The sequence below is a fragment of the Rhodococcus sp. SJ-2 genome, from assembly GCF_053750035.1.
This window is the reverse complement of record NZ_CM132340.1, coordinates 2,873,952-2,891,345: the sequence shown is the minus strand read 5'-3', so window position 1 is coordinate 2,891,345 and position 17,394 is coordinate 2,873,952. Positions and strand designations below refer to the sequence as shown.

The 17,394-nt window shown below is 65.5% G+C and carries 14 protein-coding genes; 4 read left to right on the top strand and 10 right to left on the bottom strand.

Annotated features, from left to right (window positions below; all coding sequences use genetic code 11):
* Positions 1–10: 10 nt before the first annotated feature.
* From hmgA to ACSYG9_RS13520, 5 genes are read right to left on the bottom strand one after another with little or no spacing between them, the layout of a single operon-like run.
* A complete protein-coding gene (hmgA, locus tag ACSYG9_RS13540; RefSeq protein WP_454838668.1) occupies positions 11–1,312 on the bottom strand; it encodes a homogentisate 1,2-dioxygenase in 1,302 nt (433 codons plus the stop codon).
* A complete protein-coding gene (locus tag ACSYG9_RS13535) occupies positions 1,309–2,364 on the bottom strand; it encodes a lipocalin-like domain-containing protein (RefSeq protein WP_454838666.1) in 1,056 nt (351 codons plus the stop codon). Before ACSYG9_RS13535 ends, hmgA begins: the two co-directional genes overlap by 4 nt.
* 23 nt (positions 2,365–2,387) lie before the next feature.
* On the bottom strand, positions 2,388–3,665 hold the full coding sequence (locus ACSYG9_RS13530) for an oxygenase MpaB family protein (protein WP_454838665.1): 1,278 nt from the start codon (positions 3,663–3,665) through the stop codon (positions 2,388–2,390).
* Positions 3,662–4,822, bottom strand: coding sequence for an alpha/beta hydrolase (locus ACSYG9_RS13525; protein WP_454842827.1), 1,161 nt, complete (start codon positions 4,820–4,822; stop codon positions 3,662–3,664). Before ACSYG9_RS13525 ends, ACSYG9_RS13530 begins: the two co-directional genes overlap by 4 nt.
* The gene (locus ACSYG9_RS13520; RefSeq protein ID WP_454842825.1) at positions 4,819–6,621 is read right to left on the bottom strand and encodes a multicopper oxidase family protein; all 1,803 of its coding nucleotides are present in this window, start codon (positions 6,619–6,621) and stop codon (positions 4,819–4,821) included. The genes ACSYG9_RS13525 and ACSYG9_RS13520 overlap by 4 nt, the downstream gene beginning before the upstream one ends.
* Before the next feature lie 343 nt (positions 6,622–6,964).
* Between ACSYG9_RS13520 and ACSYG9_RS13515 the strand changes: the two genes are divergently transcribed.
* Positions 6,965–7,552: a TetR/AcrR family transcriptional regulator gene (locus ACSYG9_RS13515; RefSeq protein ID WP_454842823.1), complete on the top strand. Its 588-nt coding sequence runs from the start codon at positions 6,965–6,967 to the stop codon at positions 7,550–7,552.
* On the opposite strand, the gene ACSYG9_RS13510 is transcribed toward ACSYG9_RS13515, so the two are convergent.
* The gene (locus tag ACSYG9_RS13510; protein WP_454842821.1) at positions 7,539–8,168 is read right to left on the bottom strand and encodes a hemerythrin domain-containing protein; all 630 of its coding nucleotides are present in this window, start codon (positions 8,166–8,168) and stop codon (positions 7,539–7,541) included. The two genes, ACSYG9_RS13515 and ACSYG9_RS13510, sit on opposite strands and share 14 nt — an antisense overlap.
* 77 nt (positions 8,169–8,245) lie before the next feature.
* On the opposite strand from ACSYG9_RS13510, the gene ACSYG9_RS13505 reads away from it, so the two are divergent.
* Together ACSYG9_RS13505 and ACSYG9_RS13500 are read left to right on the top strand one after the other, a co-directional pair.
* Positions 8,246–8,974 carry a helix-turn-helix transcriptional regulator gene (locus ACSYG9_RS13505; RefSeq protein ID WP_454842819.1) on the top strand — a complete coding sequence of 243 codons (729 nt, stop codon included), beginning with the start codon at positions 8,246–8,248 and terminating at the stop codon, positions 8,972–8,974.
* Between the two features lie 112 nt (positions 8,975–9,086).
* A complete protein-coding gene (locus ACSYG9_RS13500; protein WP_454842817.1) occupies positions 9,087–11,654 on the top strand; it encodes a multicopper oxidase domain-containing protein in 2,568 nt (855 codons plus the stop codon).
* 7 nt (positions 11,655–11,661) lie between these two features.
* On the opposite strand, the gene ACSYG9_RS13495 is transcribed toward ACSYG9_RS13500, so the two are convergent.
* The gene (locus ACSYG9_RS13495) at positions 11,662–12,774 is read right to left on the bottom strand and encodes an NAD(P)H-dependent flavin oxidoreductase (RefSeq protein WP_454842815.1); all 1,113 of its coding nucleotides are present in this window, start codon (positions 12,772–12,774) and stop codon (positions 11,662–11,664) included.
* Between the two features lie 10 nt (positions 12,775–12,784).
* Positions 12,785–14,443, bottom strand: a complete 1,659-nt coding sequence (locus ACSYG9_RS13490) for an acyl-CoA synthetase (protein ID WP_454842813.1) — start codon at positions 14,441–14,443, stop codon at positions 12,785–12,787.
* A gap of 77 nt (positions 14,444–14,520) precedes the next feature.
* Here ACSYG9_RS13490 and ACSYG9_RS13485 point away from each other — a divergent pair, with 77 nt between their 5' ends.
* Positions 14,521–15,387 (top strand): crotonase/enoyl-CoA hydratase family protein, encoded by an 867-nt coding sequence (locus ACSYG9_RS13485; RefSeq protein ID WP_454842811.1) that lies wholly within the window; start codon positions 14,521–14,523, stop codon positions 15,385–15,387.
* A 7-nt stretch (positions 15,388–15,394) separates the two neighbouring features.
* Here the strand turns inward: ACSYG9_RS13485 and ACSYG9_RS13480 are convergent, their stop codons facing one another.
* Together ACSYG9_RS13480 and ACSYG9_RS13475 are read right to left on the bottom strand one after the other, a co-directional pair.
* Complete coding sequence (locus ACSYG9_RS13480) at positions 15,395–16,264, bottom strand: class II glutamine amidotransferase (protein ID WP_454842809.1); 870 nt, start codon at positions 16,262–16,264, stop codon at positions 15,395–15,397.
* A gap of 85 nt (positions 16,265–16,349) precedes the next feature.
* The gene (locus ACSYG9_RS13475) at positions 16,350–17,387 is read right to left on the bottom strand and encodes an LLM class F420-dependent oxidoreductase (RefSeq protein ID WP_454842807.1); all 1,038 of its coding nucleotides are present in this window, start codon (positions 17,385–17,387) and stop codon (positions 16,350–16,352) included.
* Positions 17,388–17,394 lie beyond the last annotated feature (7 nt).

Here is a 17,394-nt window from a genome sequence, read left to right as displayed (position 1 = left end):
TGAGGGGCTCCTAGTTCGAGGGCGGGATGAAGCGACGTTCCAGTCCGGACCACGACGAGTCGTAGTCGCCTTGGCGATGGGATGCGCCCAGAGCCGACTCGGTGACGGCGAGCGCGAGGCGGGTTTCGAACATGAACGAGGTCGTGTTCTCGAGTTTGACCGGCGAAAGTTCGGTGGATGACGCCAGATCGAAGGTCTCCCGGTCGGGCCCGTGCGCACCCCACTGGTTGTGCAGCGATGCTCCTCCTGGCACGAACCCTTCGGCTTTCGAATCGTGTCGCCCACGGATCAGACCCATGAACTCGGTCATCACGTTGCGGTGGAAATGCGGTGGCCGGAAAGTGTGTTCACCGACGACCCAACGGTCGGGAAAGACGCAGAAGTCGACGTTCGCCTGGCCCGTGATCGAGGACGGCGAGGTGAGGACTGTGAATATCGACGGGTCGGGATGATCCCAGCCTGCGGTGGTCATGGCGTTGAATCGCGCCAGATCGTATTTGTAGGCACCGTGCGTCCCGTGCCACGCGACGACGTCGAGCGGTGAATGGTCGAGTTCGGTTTCCCACAGGTGACCGCCGAATTTCTGCACCAGTTCCACTTTTCCGGAACGATCCTCGTACCACGCTGTGGGATAGAGGAAGTCGCGTGCGTGGGCGAGTCCGTTGGCGCCGATCGGCCCGAGTTCCGGGAGTCGGTAGGCTGCTCCGTAGTTCTCACACACATACCCGGTCGCTGTGTCACCCAGGAGTTCGACCCGGAAGCGCACGCCCCGCCCGACCACCGCGATCTCCCCCGGCGCGATCGCGATCCTGCCGAACTCGGTGCGAAGCAGCAGCGCACCGCTCTGCGGGACGAACAACAGTTCTCCGTCGGCGTCGACGAAATACCGATCGGTCATCGACACCGATATCGCATACAGATGTATGGCAATCCCGGTACGTCCGTGGACGTCTCCGTTGACAGCGTAGGTCGTCATGCCGTCGACGAAGTCCACACCGGCCGCAGGCGCGGGCTGCGGGTCCCAACGCAGCCGGTTCGGTGTCACCACCGCCTCGGACGAGGGCGCGGACACCCAGCCACGGTCGCCTGTTCGCTGGAACGGCCGATGAGCGGATGAGGGCATGATCCGGTAGGTCCAGCTGCGTGTGTTGATCTCACGCGGCTCGGTGAACGCGGTGGCCGAATGCTGCTCGGCATACAACCCGTACGGTGCTCGCTGCGGTGAGTTCTGACCCCACGGCAGCGCACCCTCGACCGCCTCGCTGTGGTGCTCGTTACCGAACCCGTTCAGGTACTCGAGGTCCACCGTCACGTCAGGGCGACCATCTCGTGCAGCGTCGTACCCGAACGATCGTATTGTTCACCGTCGATAGTCACGGTCATCGTGAAATCGGACCGGAACCGGAAGTAACCCGGCCGGCCGACCAGCCAGTTCACGATCGGCTTGACGAGCTTGCTCGACGCGATCGGGATGTCTTCGAGGAGATTGTGAGCGTGGACGATTTCGCGCACCGTCAACGTCAGATCGAGGGAATCGGCAACCTGTATCCGTAACCATGACGGGTAGGTGCGATCGGCGACGGCGTCGTAGACCGCCGGGCCCTCCGTCATCTCGACCTCGCCGTTGCTGAGCACCACCTCACGTCCCATAGCGATCATCACCGGCTGAGACCAGTGCTCGCCGTACTTCTTCTGCGTCTGCACCATCGCGTAGACCAGCGAGAAATCGTCGGTGTAGAGGCGACCCCAATACCACTTCGAGATGATGCGCTTCATGTCGCCGACGCCCCAGTTGTGGTCGTGGTAACCACGCCCGGTGACGTCGGTGGTGACCCCGTCGACGGTCACCGTTCCCGCGACACGTGCGCGAGGTGCGCCGACCACCCACGCGAAGAATTCGCGATCGTTGTAGCTGGTCTGCCCCCGTCCCGGCATCCACGGCGGCACCTCGGCGGTGAACGTGAGATCGAATGCGAGGTCGTCCTCTGCCACCGACACGTGGTAGACCGGTAGCCCGTTCTCCTCGCCGGTCAGCTTGGCGAAGCTGCGGCCTACCTGGACGTCGCACCGCTCCGCCGACACGGTGAGGTCTGCGTCGGAATACTGTGTGATGGCTTCGCGACGCTCGCCGTCGGCGCTGTAGACGTGGATCTCGACGCCGGGCTTCCGGTGCACCAGCTCCCGCGTCTGCAGCATGGCGACGACGATGCGACCGTCGTCGAGATGTGCATCGAAGTACCAGTGTTCGAATGCGTGCTTGTCGGCCGAAGGGTGAGCGCCGTTGTCGCTCGGGACGACTTGCGTGATGTCGCCGTCGCGCCGACCGGGACCATTCCATGCCTCGACGATCTGCAGTGCCGCCATAGTTCCTCCGGTGATGTCGGGATTCAGCGCCGCAGGGCGCCGCTTGCGTCGAATTGCGCTTCTCGCCCGTTCATTTGGGCTCGGTACCAGTTCTCACGATGAGCGACCATGATCTTTTCGTGCACTCCGGCGATCCCGGGAACACGCCGGGCGAGTTCCATCGCGGTGATGAACGGGAATCGGATGATCGGGATGATCATCCACGGAATGACGGTCGGCATCGAATACTTGCGACGGGTGCCCGGTCCCATGAACATTGCCGAGTAGACCGCGTTGATCCGGAAGTTGTACGCCGCCCGTAGCCGCTCGAATCCTCGCTGGCCGTCACGGGGCGCGAATGCCAACGGGTACGACTCGATCAATTCCTTGCCGTGCTCACCCGAGTCGTAGGATCGCGACACCACGGTGGTGAGCAACGTGCGGATGCTGTCGCCGATCGTCTCCGGATACCAGTCGATGCGAACCCCGAGCAGGTATCCCATGTACTTCTGAAAGTGGATGAGAGCGCGGATCTCCCGCGGTGTGGTCTGATAGCCGAGCGTCCACAGGGCAAGGCCGGGGGTGAGGCTGCCTGCGATCAGGGTGAGCAGCATGTAGGTCTGGCTGATCGGCAGTCCCCACTTCTGTTCGTCCCATTCGGGGTGCTTCGCAACCCGATCGCGTACCGATACATGCATCACGCGGACCTTGAGGGCAGTGGCGCGTCCGGCCGATCCCGGGGTGAGCAGTGCACCGGGCTCGGAGACATCGCACCAGAAGCGGCAGGTTTCGAGGTAACGACGCAGCGCGTTGTCACCGGCATACCCACCGGCCAGCGACAGTGGTTTCGCCACAGCGGATTCCGTGTAGATTTCGAGGGTTTCGGCGCCCGCGAAGCTGAACAGCATAGTGCCCCAGCGTCGCCAGATCTTGGCGCCTTCTTCGACGAGTTCGGGTTGCACCCAGTCTGGGACGGTCTCGAACTCCTCGAACAGCGCCTTCATCGCCTCCGGCGCGTCCGGGACGGTATCGATGCCGCTGGTGAGCGCACTATCGAGCATCTCCCGCGTGTTCTTCGGGCCGAGATCGCCGTGATAGACCTCGCCGACGAACCGTTCCGCGGTGGGGTCGCCGCTGAAGAGATCGTTGCACAGGGCACGGGCAGTCTCGTCGTCGTGCAGGATGTCGAAACCTGTGACTTTGCGGATGATGTTCCGGACCCGCGCGACGCCCGGGCGCTCGACGGCCTGCCAATAGGGAAATCGACTCGGACAGCGGTCCTGTGCCGGCGGGGTCGTCTTCGCATCGAGTGTCCCGGTCATGGCGTTGCCTCCTCGAGGACGGTGCGACGGATCCAGCCGGTGATACGGCCGACCACGTCGTCGAGACCGCCCGGCTGATCAACCAGATAGTGGTTGAGTCCGCGCATCTCGATCAGATCGGTGTCGCCGCCCAGCGCCTGGTTCATCAGGCGCGAATCCTCCGCGAAGGCGGCCTGGTCGCCGAGCAGACTCATCACCATGGCGGGCGCATCGACGTGTGACAGGTCTTCGAGAGCGTCGGCATTGGTGTTCTCGAAGCTCCAGGTGCTGAGCCAGCTACGCACCGTGACGAATCGCGCGAGTCCACCGGCTGCGGTGTTCGCGGCGGCCGGATCGCCGTACATGCTGCCGAGTTCGCGGTCGCTGGGGTCGAGGGTGAGGTCGACGAACCGAGGATCCGCGACGGTGCGGTGCACGACGAATCCGCGGTCGGATGCACCGGTGCGGTTCAATTCGTCGAGCTGTTCGAATGCCCAGGCATCGATGCGCCGCATACGCGCAAGTTGAGCCTCGCGGTACCGGGCGACCCAGTCGTGGTCGAGCGGTACCATCCTGCCCTGCGCGTAGAGATCGAGTGCGGGATCGACGCTGTACGGGTTTGTTTCGTCGAGGACAGCGCCGTCGATCCAATGCCGCAGGACACGCGCACGCCCGGGGTGCGCCCCCACGAGCATCACCGCGTCGGCCGGACGTAGCTTCGCGTCGGAGAATGACGCCGGGTCGCCGGCGGGTGTCTCGGTGACGGTGGGGTTCTCGGCCTGCGATTGATAGAACGACGCCAGGGAGCCACCGCCGCTGAAGCCCAGCAGCACGACCTTCTCGAATCCCAGTTCCTCGGCCATCCACCGCACTCCGGCGCCAAGATCGAACGCGGCGCGCTCCATGATCAGCGCCGGCTCGTTCGACGCGTACCGGGTGTTCAGGCCCATGGCCGGAATGCCTGCCCCGGAGATCGCGCGCAGCAAGAAGTGGCTCAGGAAGTTCGAGGCGGGATGACACATGATCACCCCGACCTTCCGCGAGTATCCCGGCGCGGCAACAAGATTTCCGTGGAGTGTCGGATAGTGGCGGCTCAGGCCCGAGTGCATCTCGATGCGGCCGTCGGATGCGGGCTCGTAGGGAATGCGCTGAAAGTAGTCGTTTGTTTTGAAAGTCATGTCACCGTCCGGTATTCGAGCATCATGTCGTGGTCTTCGTGATCGAGGATGTGGCAGTGCCACACGTAGCCTTGGAGTTCACCGTCCTGCGGTTCGCCGTGACCGTGGTGCGGAACTGCATGTGCGTGGTCGTCGAACGTGTGCACCTCGGTGGAGAAGGTCGCGTCAGGGTCGAATCCGAGTTCGTCGGTCGTCGGGAAGCGCACCACGATGCGCGTGACGGAGTTCGGGTCGCAGATCACTGTGTCCTTGAAACCGGTCTCCCAGGACTCGGGTCCGCGAAGCGGTTCGACGACGAACGGGTCGGCGTCGGGAGTCCACTTGATACCCAGTGGCCCCTGTGGTTGACGCGCGCACATCGCGAGGGTGTCGATCGCCTGCCTCCCGAGTACACGGAAGTGCACCAGGTGCAGGTGAATCGGATGGGGATCGGGAGTGGCGTTGACGATGTTCCACTGCTCCACGGTGCCCTGCCGAGGCTTTTCGATGTCGTCGGTGTCGAAGGTGAGATTGTTGAGCGACATGATCGACGGCGGCAGCCGGACATCCGACGGCTGGCTCAGCGACACGTTGCGTACAGTCTGCGGCACCGGAATCGGGCCCACCACCGGGGGTTGTCCTGCACCGCCGCGCAGGGTCTCCGGGACGGGGTCGGTGAAGCCGAGTTCTATTCCGACGCGGAAACGCATGAACGTCGGCATCAGCACAGCGCCGATCTGCGCGGCCTGTGGCGCAGCGGGTTCGGTGTTGCGCAGTTCGACGGTGGAATCGGGTTCGAGCGCACTGAAGTCTACGAGAATGTCGACGCGCTCCCCCGGCGACAGACGCACTCGCGTCACAGGTGCCGGGGCATCGAGCACACCGCCTTCCATCCCGATCACCCAGAACGGCATGTCATTCGAGAAGTGCAGGTCCCAGATGCTGAACGAGGCCGCGTTGAGCATCCGCATCCGGTACAGGCCGCGGTCGACGCGGGCTTGCGGCCAGATCTTGCCGTTCACGACGCCGACGTCGCCGACGGCTCCGCCTTCCCAGCGCCCCTGCGGAACGACGGGGGTCGAGCGAATACTCTGTGTGCCGTCGCTGTTCACGATCTTTTCCTGGAGGACGAGGTCGAGTTCGTGGTCGCCCGCGGGAAGGCCGAGTGGATTGCCGGGTTCGCCGGTGTCGTATTCGTCGCGCAGCAGATACAGCCCCGCAAGACCGGCGTAGACATTGAGCCGGGTCACGGCCATCGCGTGGTCGTGGTACCACATCGTCGTCGCTTCCTGCCGGTTCGGGAACCGGTAGGTGTAGCCCTGTCCCGGGCGTGAGATCTGCCTCGGGTGGCCGTCGAATTCCGGTGGTGTGACACCCCCGTGCAGGTGCATCGAGGTGGGCACCGCGGTGCGGTCGTGCTCGCCGAGTCCGTGCAGTGACGTGTCGAAATCGGCTGCGAACGGATGGGACGTGATCCGATTGCGGTACTCGACCGTGGTTTCGCGCCCTTGCCGCGCAACGATGACCGGGCCGAGATAGGTGCGGTCGCCGTAGGCGAGGGCGGGGCCGGGAGCGAGGTCGCGATGGAAGCTGTGCGTCGTGCTTACCGCATCGATCGTCACCGTCGTGTTGTCGATGCGCGGCAGAATGGGGAGTTCGTCGACGAACGGTTCGAGCGAAGGCGAGTGGAAGAGCAACGGGTTCGAGATATCCGGACCATCGGCGAGCGCGCGGCCACCACCGAACAGCAATGGTGCACCCGCCCCGGCCCCCAAGGCCATTCCTGCGAGAAGTGTTCTGCGACTGATCTTGTGCATCATGCGCTTTCGTGTCGACCCCACACCGACCGGTACGACCACGACGAATCGTGACGGGGTTCACAGTACCATACGGTATGGTTTGGTCAAGCCACGAAAGGCATCCGATGACACTGCAATTCCGGTCACGCTCAACATTCCTCGCAGCCGGTGCCGCTCTCGCATTCTCGACCGCGGCAGGGACACCCGGAGCGATCGACGTCGTCGCCGGATAGACCCGGTATGCGTGGGCTGCCGCGAGGCGATCCGCGGCTCCGACCTACTCCGCGATCTGCACGAAGCAACTCGTCACGGCGGCCACCGCAGACCACGGCGTGTAGTCTCGCACTCGCACCGGACAAGGAGAATGGTCGTGACTCGGCACTCGGCGAAGAAGACACGCGACTCCCCCCGTCGCCCACGGCTCTCACTCGACGACTGGACCGAAGCCGGATTGCAGTTACTCGTCACCGAGGGCCGCGCGGCGGTGAAGATCTCGCGTTTGTGCGACCAACTCGGTGTCACGAAAGGCAGCTTCTACTGGCATTTCGCCGATATCGACGAACTGATGCACGCCATCGCCACACGCTACTGCTCCCACGACAACGACGCCGCTCGCGGACTCACGACCGTCGAGGAAATGCCGGTGCGGGAGCGGCTCGCTCACATGGCGACGATGCTCGTCGACGACCGCTCGTGGGCCGCCGAGACCGCGGTTCGAGACTGGGCCCGCAGCGACCCTCAGGTCGCCGAGTCCGTGCGCGCGCTGGACCAGCGCATCATGGCGGTGGTCGAGAATGCCTTCCTCGAACTGGGTTTCGACGATGCCGGAGCGCGTATACGCGCGGGCACCCTCGTGTACGCGGGGATCGGATTCGTCTACGGCCGGGACAATCTGCGCACCCCGACCGTCGACGAGATCCAGAACCTGCTCGCGGTCCTCACCCGCATGTGAGACCTCGGGCGCGATTCAGTTTCACGCCCCACGTGTCGGGACCTCGATGCTCGTCGTCCTTCTCACCGCATCCGCAGGAGTGGCCACCGGAGTGGGCACCGGCCTCGGTAAGCTCCTCGGACTCTTCGTGCCCACCGAGTAATTCGTGCATTCCGTCGAGGATCGCGGTGAGGGACTCCCCGGGGTCGGCCGCGATCAGCGGAAGGATCCTGTCGTTCTCGTCGACGAGATGCGCATCGAACACGACCCGAAGCGCGTACGCGGCCGCGGCGAGGCGGACGGGCGACGGTTCCGTCGCGATCCGATCGACGAGCCCGGCGAGCACGCGGTGCACGGCGATCATCGATTCGACGAGTAGCCGCGCATCGTCGCGGCGACCCGCAGCGGGGTACAACTTGCGCTCTTCAGCGACGGCGTGCGGCATCAATGTTCCGTTGAGGTAGTCGACGGCCGCGCGCCGGGCGGTCTCGACGTCCCCTCCTGCCGCGGCGGCGTCGATCAAGGTGTCGGTGAGGATCGCGATGCGGCCCGCGATCTCGGCGTGATGGTTCCGGACGGCGTCGACGGCCTGCGCATCGGCGGCACTACTGGCGACGGGGACGACCTCGGTGCTCATGATGACTCCCTCGGTGTGGTGGCGCCTGTGGTCGTTGCCACTGGCCTTCCACCCGTCAATTTACTACAGTTATTTCCGTGGAAAACAGTGATCTGCTACACGGCCCCCGACCGGCACTTCCGCCGACGTCGCACCCGGCGCTGTCCACCCAGCGAATCGCGGTGCTCGACGACATCCGCGCACACGCCCCCACCCGCGTCGGCGACGTCTCCACACGGCTCGGACTCCACCAGAACACCGTGCGAGAGCACCTCGATGCCCTCGTCGGACTCGACCTCGTCGAACGCACCCGTGAAAAGGCACACGGACGCGGACGCCCCGCCCAGCTGTACCGCCCCACCCCCACCGCAGATCCCACCGGCGCGCACCGGGACTACGCGGGCCTGGCCACCGCCCTCGCCGGACACATCGCCCGCACCAGCACCGACCCCGAAGCAGATGCACGAGCCGCCGGAATCGCCTGGGGACGCGAGATCGCGCGCGAGGTCATCGACCTGATGGCCACCGAAACCAACGATCCGCACGCATTCGCACTCGACGTCCTCATCCGGCTCGGATTCGACCCCGTCGACCGCGGGCCCGCACTCGGGGTCGCACTACGTCGCTGCCCACTGCTGGAAGCAGCGCGCCGCTACCCGACCGTCGTGTGCCAGGTCCACCTCGGCATCATCGAAGGTGCCCTCCTCGAAATCGACGCTCCCACCGGCCCGGGTCTCGATCTGCTCGCCTTCGCCGAACCCGATGCGTGCAGGCTCTTCCTGCCCGATCCGTCCTTCCCCGCCCACGATTCATCGGCCCCGCCGTGAAGCCCGTCGCTCTCCGGACACGCCGCACTGTCCGCGCGAGCGGGCATGCGCGCTTCATGACCGCCATCACGACGTGGCCTGCACTGCACCGTGCTCCCGAGGAGGTTGCGGGATGACCGAGCGTGGCAGCTGGCATCTGAAGGCCGGCGCAGTGGTCGGGCTGTGGTTCACGGCGCTCGTCGTCGTCGCCGTCGTACACCGCTGGATTCCGCAGTCCGGATGGCTGCTCATCCATCTGCTCGGGCTGGGAGCCGCGAGCAACGCGATCCTCGTGTGGAGCGGACACTTCACCGATGCGCTGTTGCGCCGCCCGGCGCCCGTCACCCACCGCGGCGAAACCGTGCGGCTCGTTGCGTTCAATGCCGGAGCCCTCGCCGTTGTCACCGGGATGGTGACCGGCCGCTGGCCCGCCGTGCTCCTCGGCGGCACCGTCGTGGCCGTCGCCGCCGCGTGGCACGGAGCGATCCTTCTCCAGCGCCTCAGGCGCGCACTCCCGTCCCGATTCGCGCACACCATTCGGTACTACGTCGCAGCCGCATCCATGCTGCCTATCGGTGCGGGATTCGGTGTAGCCATGGCGAACTCGGGACTCTCAGGCGACCTGCACGACCGGCTGGTGCTCGCTCACGCCGGGATCAACCTGCTCGGCTGGGTCGGATTGACAGTGCTCGGCACCCTCGTCACCCTGTGGCCCACGATGTTGCGTACCCGCATGGCACAGCGCGTGGAAACCGCGGCGCGACGCGGACTACCTGCGTTGCTCGCAGCACTCGCCGTCGGAGTGGTCGGCGCCGTCGCCGGAATACCGCTCGTGACGGCACTCGGCGTGTTCGGATACCTCGCCGCAGCCGTGTACGTCCTCGAACCGCACCTCGACGAGATCCGCCGCAAGCATCCGACCGACTTCGCGACGCTCTCCGTACTCGCCGGCGTCGTGTGGCTGCTCGGCTCCCTCACCTATCTCGGGTTCGGTATCGCACTCGCAACGACGCCGCTCGATGCAACGGAGGTCACCGGACGGGCGACCGCTGCTCTCCTCGCAGGATTCCTCACCCAGGTCCTGCTCGGTGCGCTGAGCTACCTGATGCCCGTCGTCATCGGTGGTCGCGCATCCATCCAGGCGGCCACCGCGGAGCTCGAACGTGGTGCGCCCTGGCGCTTGTCGGTCGCGAACGGCGCATTGCTGCTGTGCGTTCTTCCCGTTCCGAGTCTCGTGCTCGTTGCGGCTTCGGTCCTCGTACTCGTCGCGTTGGCGTCCTTCCTGCCGCTCATGGTCCGCGCGATGTGGGCAGCGCGGCGCATGCGAGGGCAAACCTCGACACCGGGGCGCCCCGAGCCGGTACCCGCGCGACGCAGACTGTCGGTCGCGGCGGCCGGCCTGGGGGTCGTGGTGTTCGCGGCCGCAGTCGGTGTCGCCGCCGACCCGTCCGCGGTCGGCATCGCGACCGTCGGCACCTCTCACGTCGCCGAGACCGGACATACCGCGAAAGTCGAAGTTCACGTCGAGGGTATGCGGTTCGTCCCCGACGTCATCGAGGTCGCCGCCGGCGACCGGCTCGTGGTCACCCTGGTCAATACGGGTACGGACCGGCACGATTTGGTGCTGGCCAACGGCACTCGCACCGACCGCATCGACCCGGGTGCGACCACAACACTCGACGCGGGTGTGATCGGCAGCGACGTCGACGGGTGGTGCTCGGTTGCCGGGCATCGCCAGATGGGGATGACGCTGACGGTGCGCACCTCCGGTTCCGCACCGCCGCACCACGGCGAGGCCGGTTCGGAGCACGAGGCGACATCGCTTGCCGCCAGCGCTGTGTCGCACAGTCTCGGGGCCGCACCGGACTCCGGGTTCATCGCCCACGATCCGGTTGCGCCTGCACCTGATGCCGATCACCATCTGACGCTGGCTGTCACCGATGAACAACGCGAGGTCGCCCCCGGAATCACACAGCGACTGTGGACGTTCGGGGGCACCGCACCCGGCCCCACGCTGCGCGGCCACGTCGGCGACGTCTTCGAGATCACACTCGTCAACGATGGCAGTATCGGCCACTCGATCGATTTCCACGCCGGTGCGCTTGCGCCCGACGAGCCCATGCGCACGATCCAGCCGGGTGAATCACTTGTCTACCGGTTCACCGCGACCCGTGCCGGGATCTGGATGTACCACTGCTCGACCATGCCGATGTCCCTGCATATCGCCAACGGGATGTTCGGTGCGGTCATCATCGACTCGCCAGACCTCCCGCCCGCCGACCGTGAATACGTCCTGGTGCAGTCGGAGCTGTACCTGGGAGCCGAAGGAGGCGAGGCCGACTCCGACAAGATCCCTGCGGAGGACCCCGATCTGGTGGTGTTCAACGGCTATGCGAACCAGTACGACCACAGGCCGTTGCAGGCGCGGGTAGGTGAGCGGGTCCGGATCTGGGTGCTCGCAGCGGGACCGAACCGCGGCACATCGTTCCATGTCGTGGGCGGGCAGTTCGACACCGTGTGGTCGGAGGGTGAGTATCGGTTGCGGCCGGGCACCGGTGGTAGCCAGACGCTCGGTTTGTCCCCCGCGCAAGGCGGATTCGTCGAACTCGAATTCCCCGAACCCGGACAATATCCGTTCGTGTCGCACTCGATGGTCGATGCCGAGCGCGGCGCGCACGGAATCGTCGAAGTCCGCGAATGACTCTCGGCTACCGCGCCTGATTCAGCCGCTCGACCGCCCGGTCGTAGCCGTCGACGAGTTCGGTCATGATTTCCGCGACAGGCCGGATCTCGTTCATCCGTCCGACGATCTGCCCGACCGGCATCGCCACGACCTCGGGATCGTTCCCCGCGGAGATACGTTGGTGCGCTTCGCTGACCAAGATGTTCTGCAAAGGCATGGGAAGAGGCGACGGCGCATCGGGCTTCGACCACGCCTCGGTCCACTTGGTCTTGAGGAGCCTGGCCGGTTTTCCGGAGTAGATACGCGACCGCACGGTATCGGACGAACTCGCGCCGAGCAGGGCACGCTGAATCGACGACGGTCCCCGCGCGGCCGAACCGAGCTTGTATTCGGAGCTGGTCAGCCAGTACGAACCCATCCACACACCGGACGCGCCGAGCGCGAGCGCTGCAGCGACCTGACGGCCCGACCCGACACCACCGGCGGCGAGAACCGCAGCGGAATCGCCGATGGCATCGACGATCTCCGGCCACAGCACCATCGACGCGACCTCACCGGTGTGGCCGCCTGCCTCGTAGCCTTGGGCGATGACGATGTCGACGCCGTTCTCGACATGCCGTTTCGCGTGTTCGACGGCACCGGCCAGTGCAGCGACAGGCACGCCTTTCTCGTGTGCAAGATCGATGACGTCCTTCGGCGGCGAACCGAGAGCGTTGGCGATGAGTGCGGGTCGGTGCCCGAGCGCCACATCGACATGGGAACGCGCGACCGAATGCAGCCAGCCCAGCACTCCGGTGGCGTGTTCGGCATCGTCGCCGAGCGGTGGAACACCCAGCTCCGTGAGTGTGCGGTCGACGAATGCGCGGTGCTCTGCCGGGATGAGGCTGTCGAGATCGACGGCGGTACCTTCCGTAGGCACCTTGGCCGGCATCACGATGTCGACACCGTACGGCTTGCCGTCGGTGTTCTCGTCCATCCAGGTGAGGACCGCGTCGAGTTCTTCGGGGTCGTTGAACCGGACGCAACCCAGCACGCCGAGGCCCCCGGCCCTGCTGATCGCCGCTGCGACGTGTTCGGACGGCGTGAAACCGAAGATCGGATACTCGATGCCGAACTTCTTACTGAGATCGGTCTGCATGTGTGTCCTTCTAGTTCGCCGCGACGAGGCCGCCGCTGCTGTACATGTCGTCTGCAGGACGGGCTTCTGCCTGCTCTTTCGCCCAGCGATAGTCGGGCTTTCCGGCAGGCGACCGCTTGATCTCGTCGGTGAACCAGACACTGCGTGGCACCTTGTAGCCGGCGATCGACGCGCGCGCCGATTCCACGAGATCGGCCAGTGCGGGACGACTTCCGCCGCGTGTCGCGACGACTGCCGCAACACGCTGCCCGAACCGCTCGTCGGGGACACCGATCACGAGCACGTCGAAGACGTCCGGGTGGGCCTTGAGCGCGGCCTCGACCTCTTCCGGATAGATCTTCTCGCCGCCGCTGTTGATCGATGAGGAGCCTCGGCCGAGCATCGTGACCGTGCCGTCGGGTTCGATCTGCGCGTAATCACCCGGGATCGAGTACCGCACGCCGTTGTATTCGCGGAACGTCGCTTCGGTCTTCGCCTGATCGTTGTAGTACCCGAGCGGGATGTGTCCCTTGCGGGCGAGCAGACCGACCTTGCCGTCGCCGGGCTGCAGCGGGGTGCCGTCCTCGTCCAGTACCGAGGTCGCTGCGTCGATCTTCACGGTGGGGGCGCCGGTATGGGCCTGCCCCTTCGCGACGACGCCGATGCCTGAGAACCCCGTCTCGGAGGAGCCGATGGAGTCGGAGATCATGCAGTTCGGGAGCAGTTCGAGGAATCGTTCCTTGAGCGCAGGGGAGAACAGCGCCGCACTGGACCCCATGAAGTACATGGACGAGAGGTCATATGGCTTACCGGTTTTCGGGTTCCCCTCTTCGAGTGCATCGATCATGGGGCGGCCCATTGCATCGCCGGTGATGAAGATGACGTTGACCTTGTGTTCCTCGATGACGCGCAGCGTGTCGTGGCCGTCGAACTCGGGGTGCATGATCAGCTTGCCGCCACCGAACAACGCCTGTAGCAGCGCCCACTGCGCACCGCCGTGGATCATCGGCGGGATCGGGAAGCGCACCATCACGGGGTTGGCGGCGCCGGTCTTCGCCAGTTCCCACTCGTCACCTACGTACTCACCGGTGAGGAAGTTGATACCGCCGCCGAGGACGCGCCACACGTCTTCCTGCCGCCACATCACGCCTTTCGGCTTGCCGGTGGTGCCGCCGGTGTAGAGCATGTACAGGTCGTCGGGGCTGCGTTCCCCGAAGTCACGCTCCGGGGAAGTCTGCGCGAGCGCCTGCTCGTAGTCGACTCCCCCGTAGCCGGAGTAGTCGAGCCCGGTTTCGTCGTCGACGACGAGCGACGTCTTCACCAGCGGTGTAGTCGGCAGCACGTTTGCGACCTTGTCGGCATACCGGCGCTCGTGGATGAGCGCCACCATGTCCGAATCCTCGAAGATGTGCTGTAACTCGTTCTCGACGTACCGGAAGTTGATGTTGACCACTACCGCCCGGATCTTGAACACCGCGATCATCGCCTCGACGGCCTCGATGGTGTTGCGCGAGTAGATGCCCACCTTGTCGCCGGGCGCGACACCCTCTTCCTGCAGGTAGTGCCCGAGGCGGTTGGTCCGCTCCTCCAGCTGCGCATAGGTGAGTTCGCGACCGTCCGACGCGAGTGCGACACGGTCGGGGACGAGATCGATGGCGTGCTCTACGAGGTCTGCGATATTAAGGGCCACGCCATCAAAATAGAACGTGTTATCGTTTCTGACAAGACCCGAACTGAGAGCCAGCTCACAACACTTCAGGAGTTCCAGTGCCCCCTACCGCCCCCACCGGCGCTGCCGAGAATTCGGACGTTTCGGAGCGTGCTCCGCACTGCCTCGTCGAGCAACGCGGACATACCCTGATCGTCACCATGAATCGGCCCGAAGCACGAAATGCACTGTCGGGCGAGATGATGGCGATCATGACCGAGGCGTGGGACCGCGTCGACAACGACCCCGAGATCCGTGTCGCGATCCTCACCGGCGCAGGCGGCGCGTTCTGCGCTGGCGCCGATCTCAAAGACATGAACAAGTCCGCACCCGGCGACAAGTTCGAACGGGGCGAGCGCAGCGACGGGACAGGCAACCGCGGCGGCTGGGACCTGTCTCGCCTGCCCGCTCTGCTCAAGGGACGGAGACTGACAAAGCCCCTCATCGCGGCGGTCGAGGGCCCCGCCATCGCAGGCGGCACCGAGATCCTTCAGGCTACCGACATACGCGTCGCCGGAGAGAGCGCGAAGTTCGGCGTATCCGAAGCAAAGTGGGGCCTGTTCCCGCTCGGCGGTTCGGCGGTGCGCCTCGTCCGTCAGATCCCGTACACGATCGCCGCCGACATCCTGCTCACCGGTCGGCACCTGTTGGCACCCGAAGCCAAGGAGATCGGACTCATCGGGCACGTGGTCGAGGACGGCCAGGCTCTCGGTAGGGCGCTCGAGATCGCCGACACGATCTCCGCCAACGGGCCCGTCGCGGTTCAGGCAATCCTCGAAACCATCCGCCGCTCCGAGGGACTCCACGAAGAAGAAGCCTTCCGTATCGACGCCGAACTCGGTGCTGCGGTATTCAAGAGCGCCGACGCGAAGGAAGGGCCTCGCGCCTTCGTCGAGAAGCGAGCGCCGAAATTCACCGGTGCCTGACGGGAATTCACCTGCCGCGCTGTGAGGCCGCTGCGCGCTGGTCCAGTTCCGCCAACGTGATCGGATGCGCCGGAGGGGCATCGAGCACAACGCTGCGGACAGTGCTCAGGTGATCGTCGACGTGTAGTAGCTCGCCGGGGTTCAGCGCCGACCAGTGCGGGTCTTCGTCCATTCTCTCGCTGGCAACCACCACGGCCGGATACTGCGCGAGGTGCCCTGCCTGCACACGCACGGTGCCTGCAGTACCGCCGTGGTCGAGGCGACGATCACCCTGGGCGCCTCCGCCCGGACGTTCGAGTACCCACAGTTCGTGTGTATCCGGGTATCGCAACGCCCAGAGCTCGGTGGCGGTCGTCAGGATGACGTTGAGAGCGAAGATCGGGAGGTTCTCGGCAGCCCACTGTGCTGCGGCGGTGAGGCCGGCCGTCACGTCCCCGTCGTGCTCGTCGATGCGTCGGGTGACGAGCGCGAAGAACCGCTCCGAATCCGTGTCGCCCTGCACGAGACCCCTGTATGACCCGAGCTCCGCGTCCAGCCGGTCGAGATCGCCGAGAACGCCGTTGTGCGCGAACAACCGTCCGTTCTGCTCGAACGGATGTGTGTTGCGCGGGGCGAGTCCGCCCGTGGACGCGTACCGGATATGAGCGAGAAACGTCCGCGAAGACCGCTCTCTGGCTTCCGTGGCGAATGCTCGATCCTCGTACGCGGCCATCGGTTGCTTCTCCACGAGGGGTTCGTCGCTGTGGGTGAACGTGCCGAGACCCGTGCCGTCCGGCTCGCGACGGCTCTGGCGAGCCAGAGAATCGGAAGCGTCGAGCAGCCAGAAGGTCGCGTGTACGCGGTGCGGTGCAGCACTGAGCGCGAACAGTCGGCACATGCGGACCCCCTCGCCACGGAACTCCGGATGGCTCGAGGATAGGACAGGCCCGCATGCCGCGAGACGGAAACGGATGCAGAGGCAATCAGCCCAGTACGACGTCGGCCAGCGACTGCACGTGCTCGGCGTCGCGGCACGACACCAGGAGCATCGTCACTCCCGCGTCTTCCCACCGCTTGACCCCCGCACGCACCTCGTCGCGATTGCCCACGATCATCGTCTCGGTGACCATCTCGTCGGGAATCGCCGCAGCCGCCTCGTCCTTACGTCCGGAGCGGAACAGTTCGGTGACCTCGTCGACCACTTCGCCGTATCCCATCCGGCGGTAGACCTGCGCGTGGAAGTTCAACTCGGGAGCACCCATTCCGCCGACGTAGAGCGCGGTGACCGGTTTCATTCCGGCGATCGTCGCGGCCCGGTCGTCGGTCACCACCACCTGGCAGGTCGCCGCGATCTCGAAGTCCTCACGAGTGCGACGCGCTCCCGGACGGGCGAATCCTTCGTCGAGCCATTCGTTGTACATCGGCGCGAGGCGCGGGGAGTAGTAGATCGCGAGCCAGCCGTCGGCGATCTCGGCGGTGAGCGCGACGTTCTTCGGTCCTTCGGCTCCGAGCCAGATCGGGATGTCGGGACGGAGCGGATGCGTGATGGGCTTGAGTGGTTTACCGAGCCCCGTCGCCCCTTCCTGCGAGTACGGCAGCGGATAGTGCGGACCCGCGCTGGTGACGGGTTCCTTCCGCGCGAGAACATCGCGGATGATCGACACGTACTCGCGGGTCCGGGCCAGCGGTTTCGCGAACGGTTGCCCGTACCAGCCTTCGACGACCTGCGGTCCGGATACCCCCAGACCAAGGATGTGCCGACCACCGGAAAGATGATCGAGGGTGAGCGCGTGCATCGCGCAACTCGTCGGGGTTCGGGCCGAGATCTGCACAACCGACGTCCCGAGGCGCACTCGCTCGGTCGCCGATCCCCACCATGCGAGCGGAGTGAACGCATCGGATCCCCACGATTCGGCCGCGAAGACCGCGTCGAACCCCGCCGCCTCCGCGGCAGTAACGAGTTCCGGTCCATTGGCCGGAGGTTGCGCGCCCCAATATCCCAACTGAAGTCCCAGTTCCATTGCACGC

Coding starts and splice junctions, on each gene's coding strand:
- ACSYG9_RS13500 (WP_454842817.1), top strand. CDS start 9,087: ATGACCGAGCGTGGCAGCTGGCATCTGAAGGCCGGCGCAGTGGTCGGG.
- ACSYG9_RS13475 (WP_454842807.1), bottom strand. CDS start 17,387: ATGGAACTGGGACTTCAGTTGGGATATTGGGGCGCGCAACCTCCGGCC.
- ACSYG9_RS13520 (WP_454842825.1), bottom strand. CDS start 6,621: ATGATGCACAAGATCAGTCGCAGAACACTTCTCGCAGGAATGGCCTTG.
- ACSYG9_RS13525 (WP_454842827.1), bottom strand. CDS start 4,822: ATGACTTTCAAAACAAACGACTACTTTCAGCGCATTCCCTACGAGCCC.
- ACSYG9_RS13535 (WP_454838666.1), bottom strand. CDS start 2,364: ATGGCGGCACTGCAGATCGTCGAGGCATGGAATGGTCCCGGTCGGCGC.
- ACSYG9_RS13530 (WP_454838665.1), bottom strand. CDS start 3,665: ATGACCGGGACACTCGATGCGAAGACGACCCCGCCGGCACAGGACCGC.
- ACSYG9_RS13515 (WP_454842823.1), top strand. CDS start 6,965: ATGGTCGTGACTCGGCACTCGGCGAAGAAGACACGCGACTCCCCCCGT.
- ACSYG9_RS13480 (WP_454842809.1), bottom strand. CDS start 16,264: ATGTGCCGACTGTTCGCGCTCAGTGCTGCACCGCACCGCGTACACGCG.
- ACSYG9_RS13510 (WP_454842821.1), bottom strand. CDS start 8,168: ATGAGCACCGAGGTCGTCCCCGTCGCCAGTAGTGCCGCCGATGCGCAG.
- ACSYG9_RS13495 (WP_454842815.1), bottom strand. CDS start 12,774: ATGCAGACCGATCTCAGTAAGAAGTTCGGCATCGAGTATCCGATCTTC.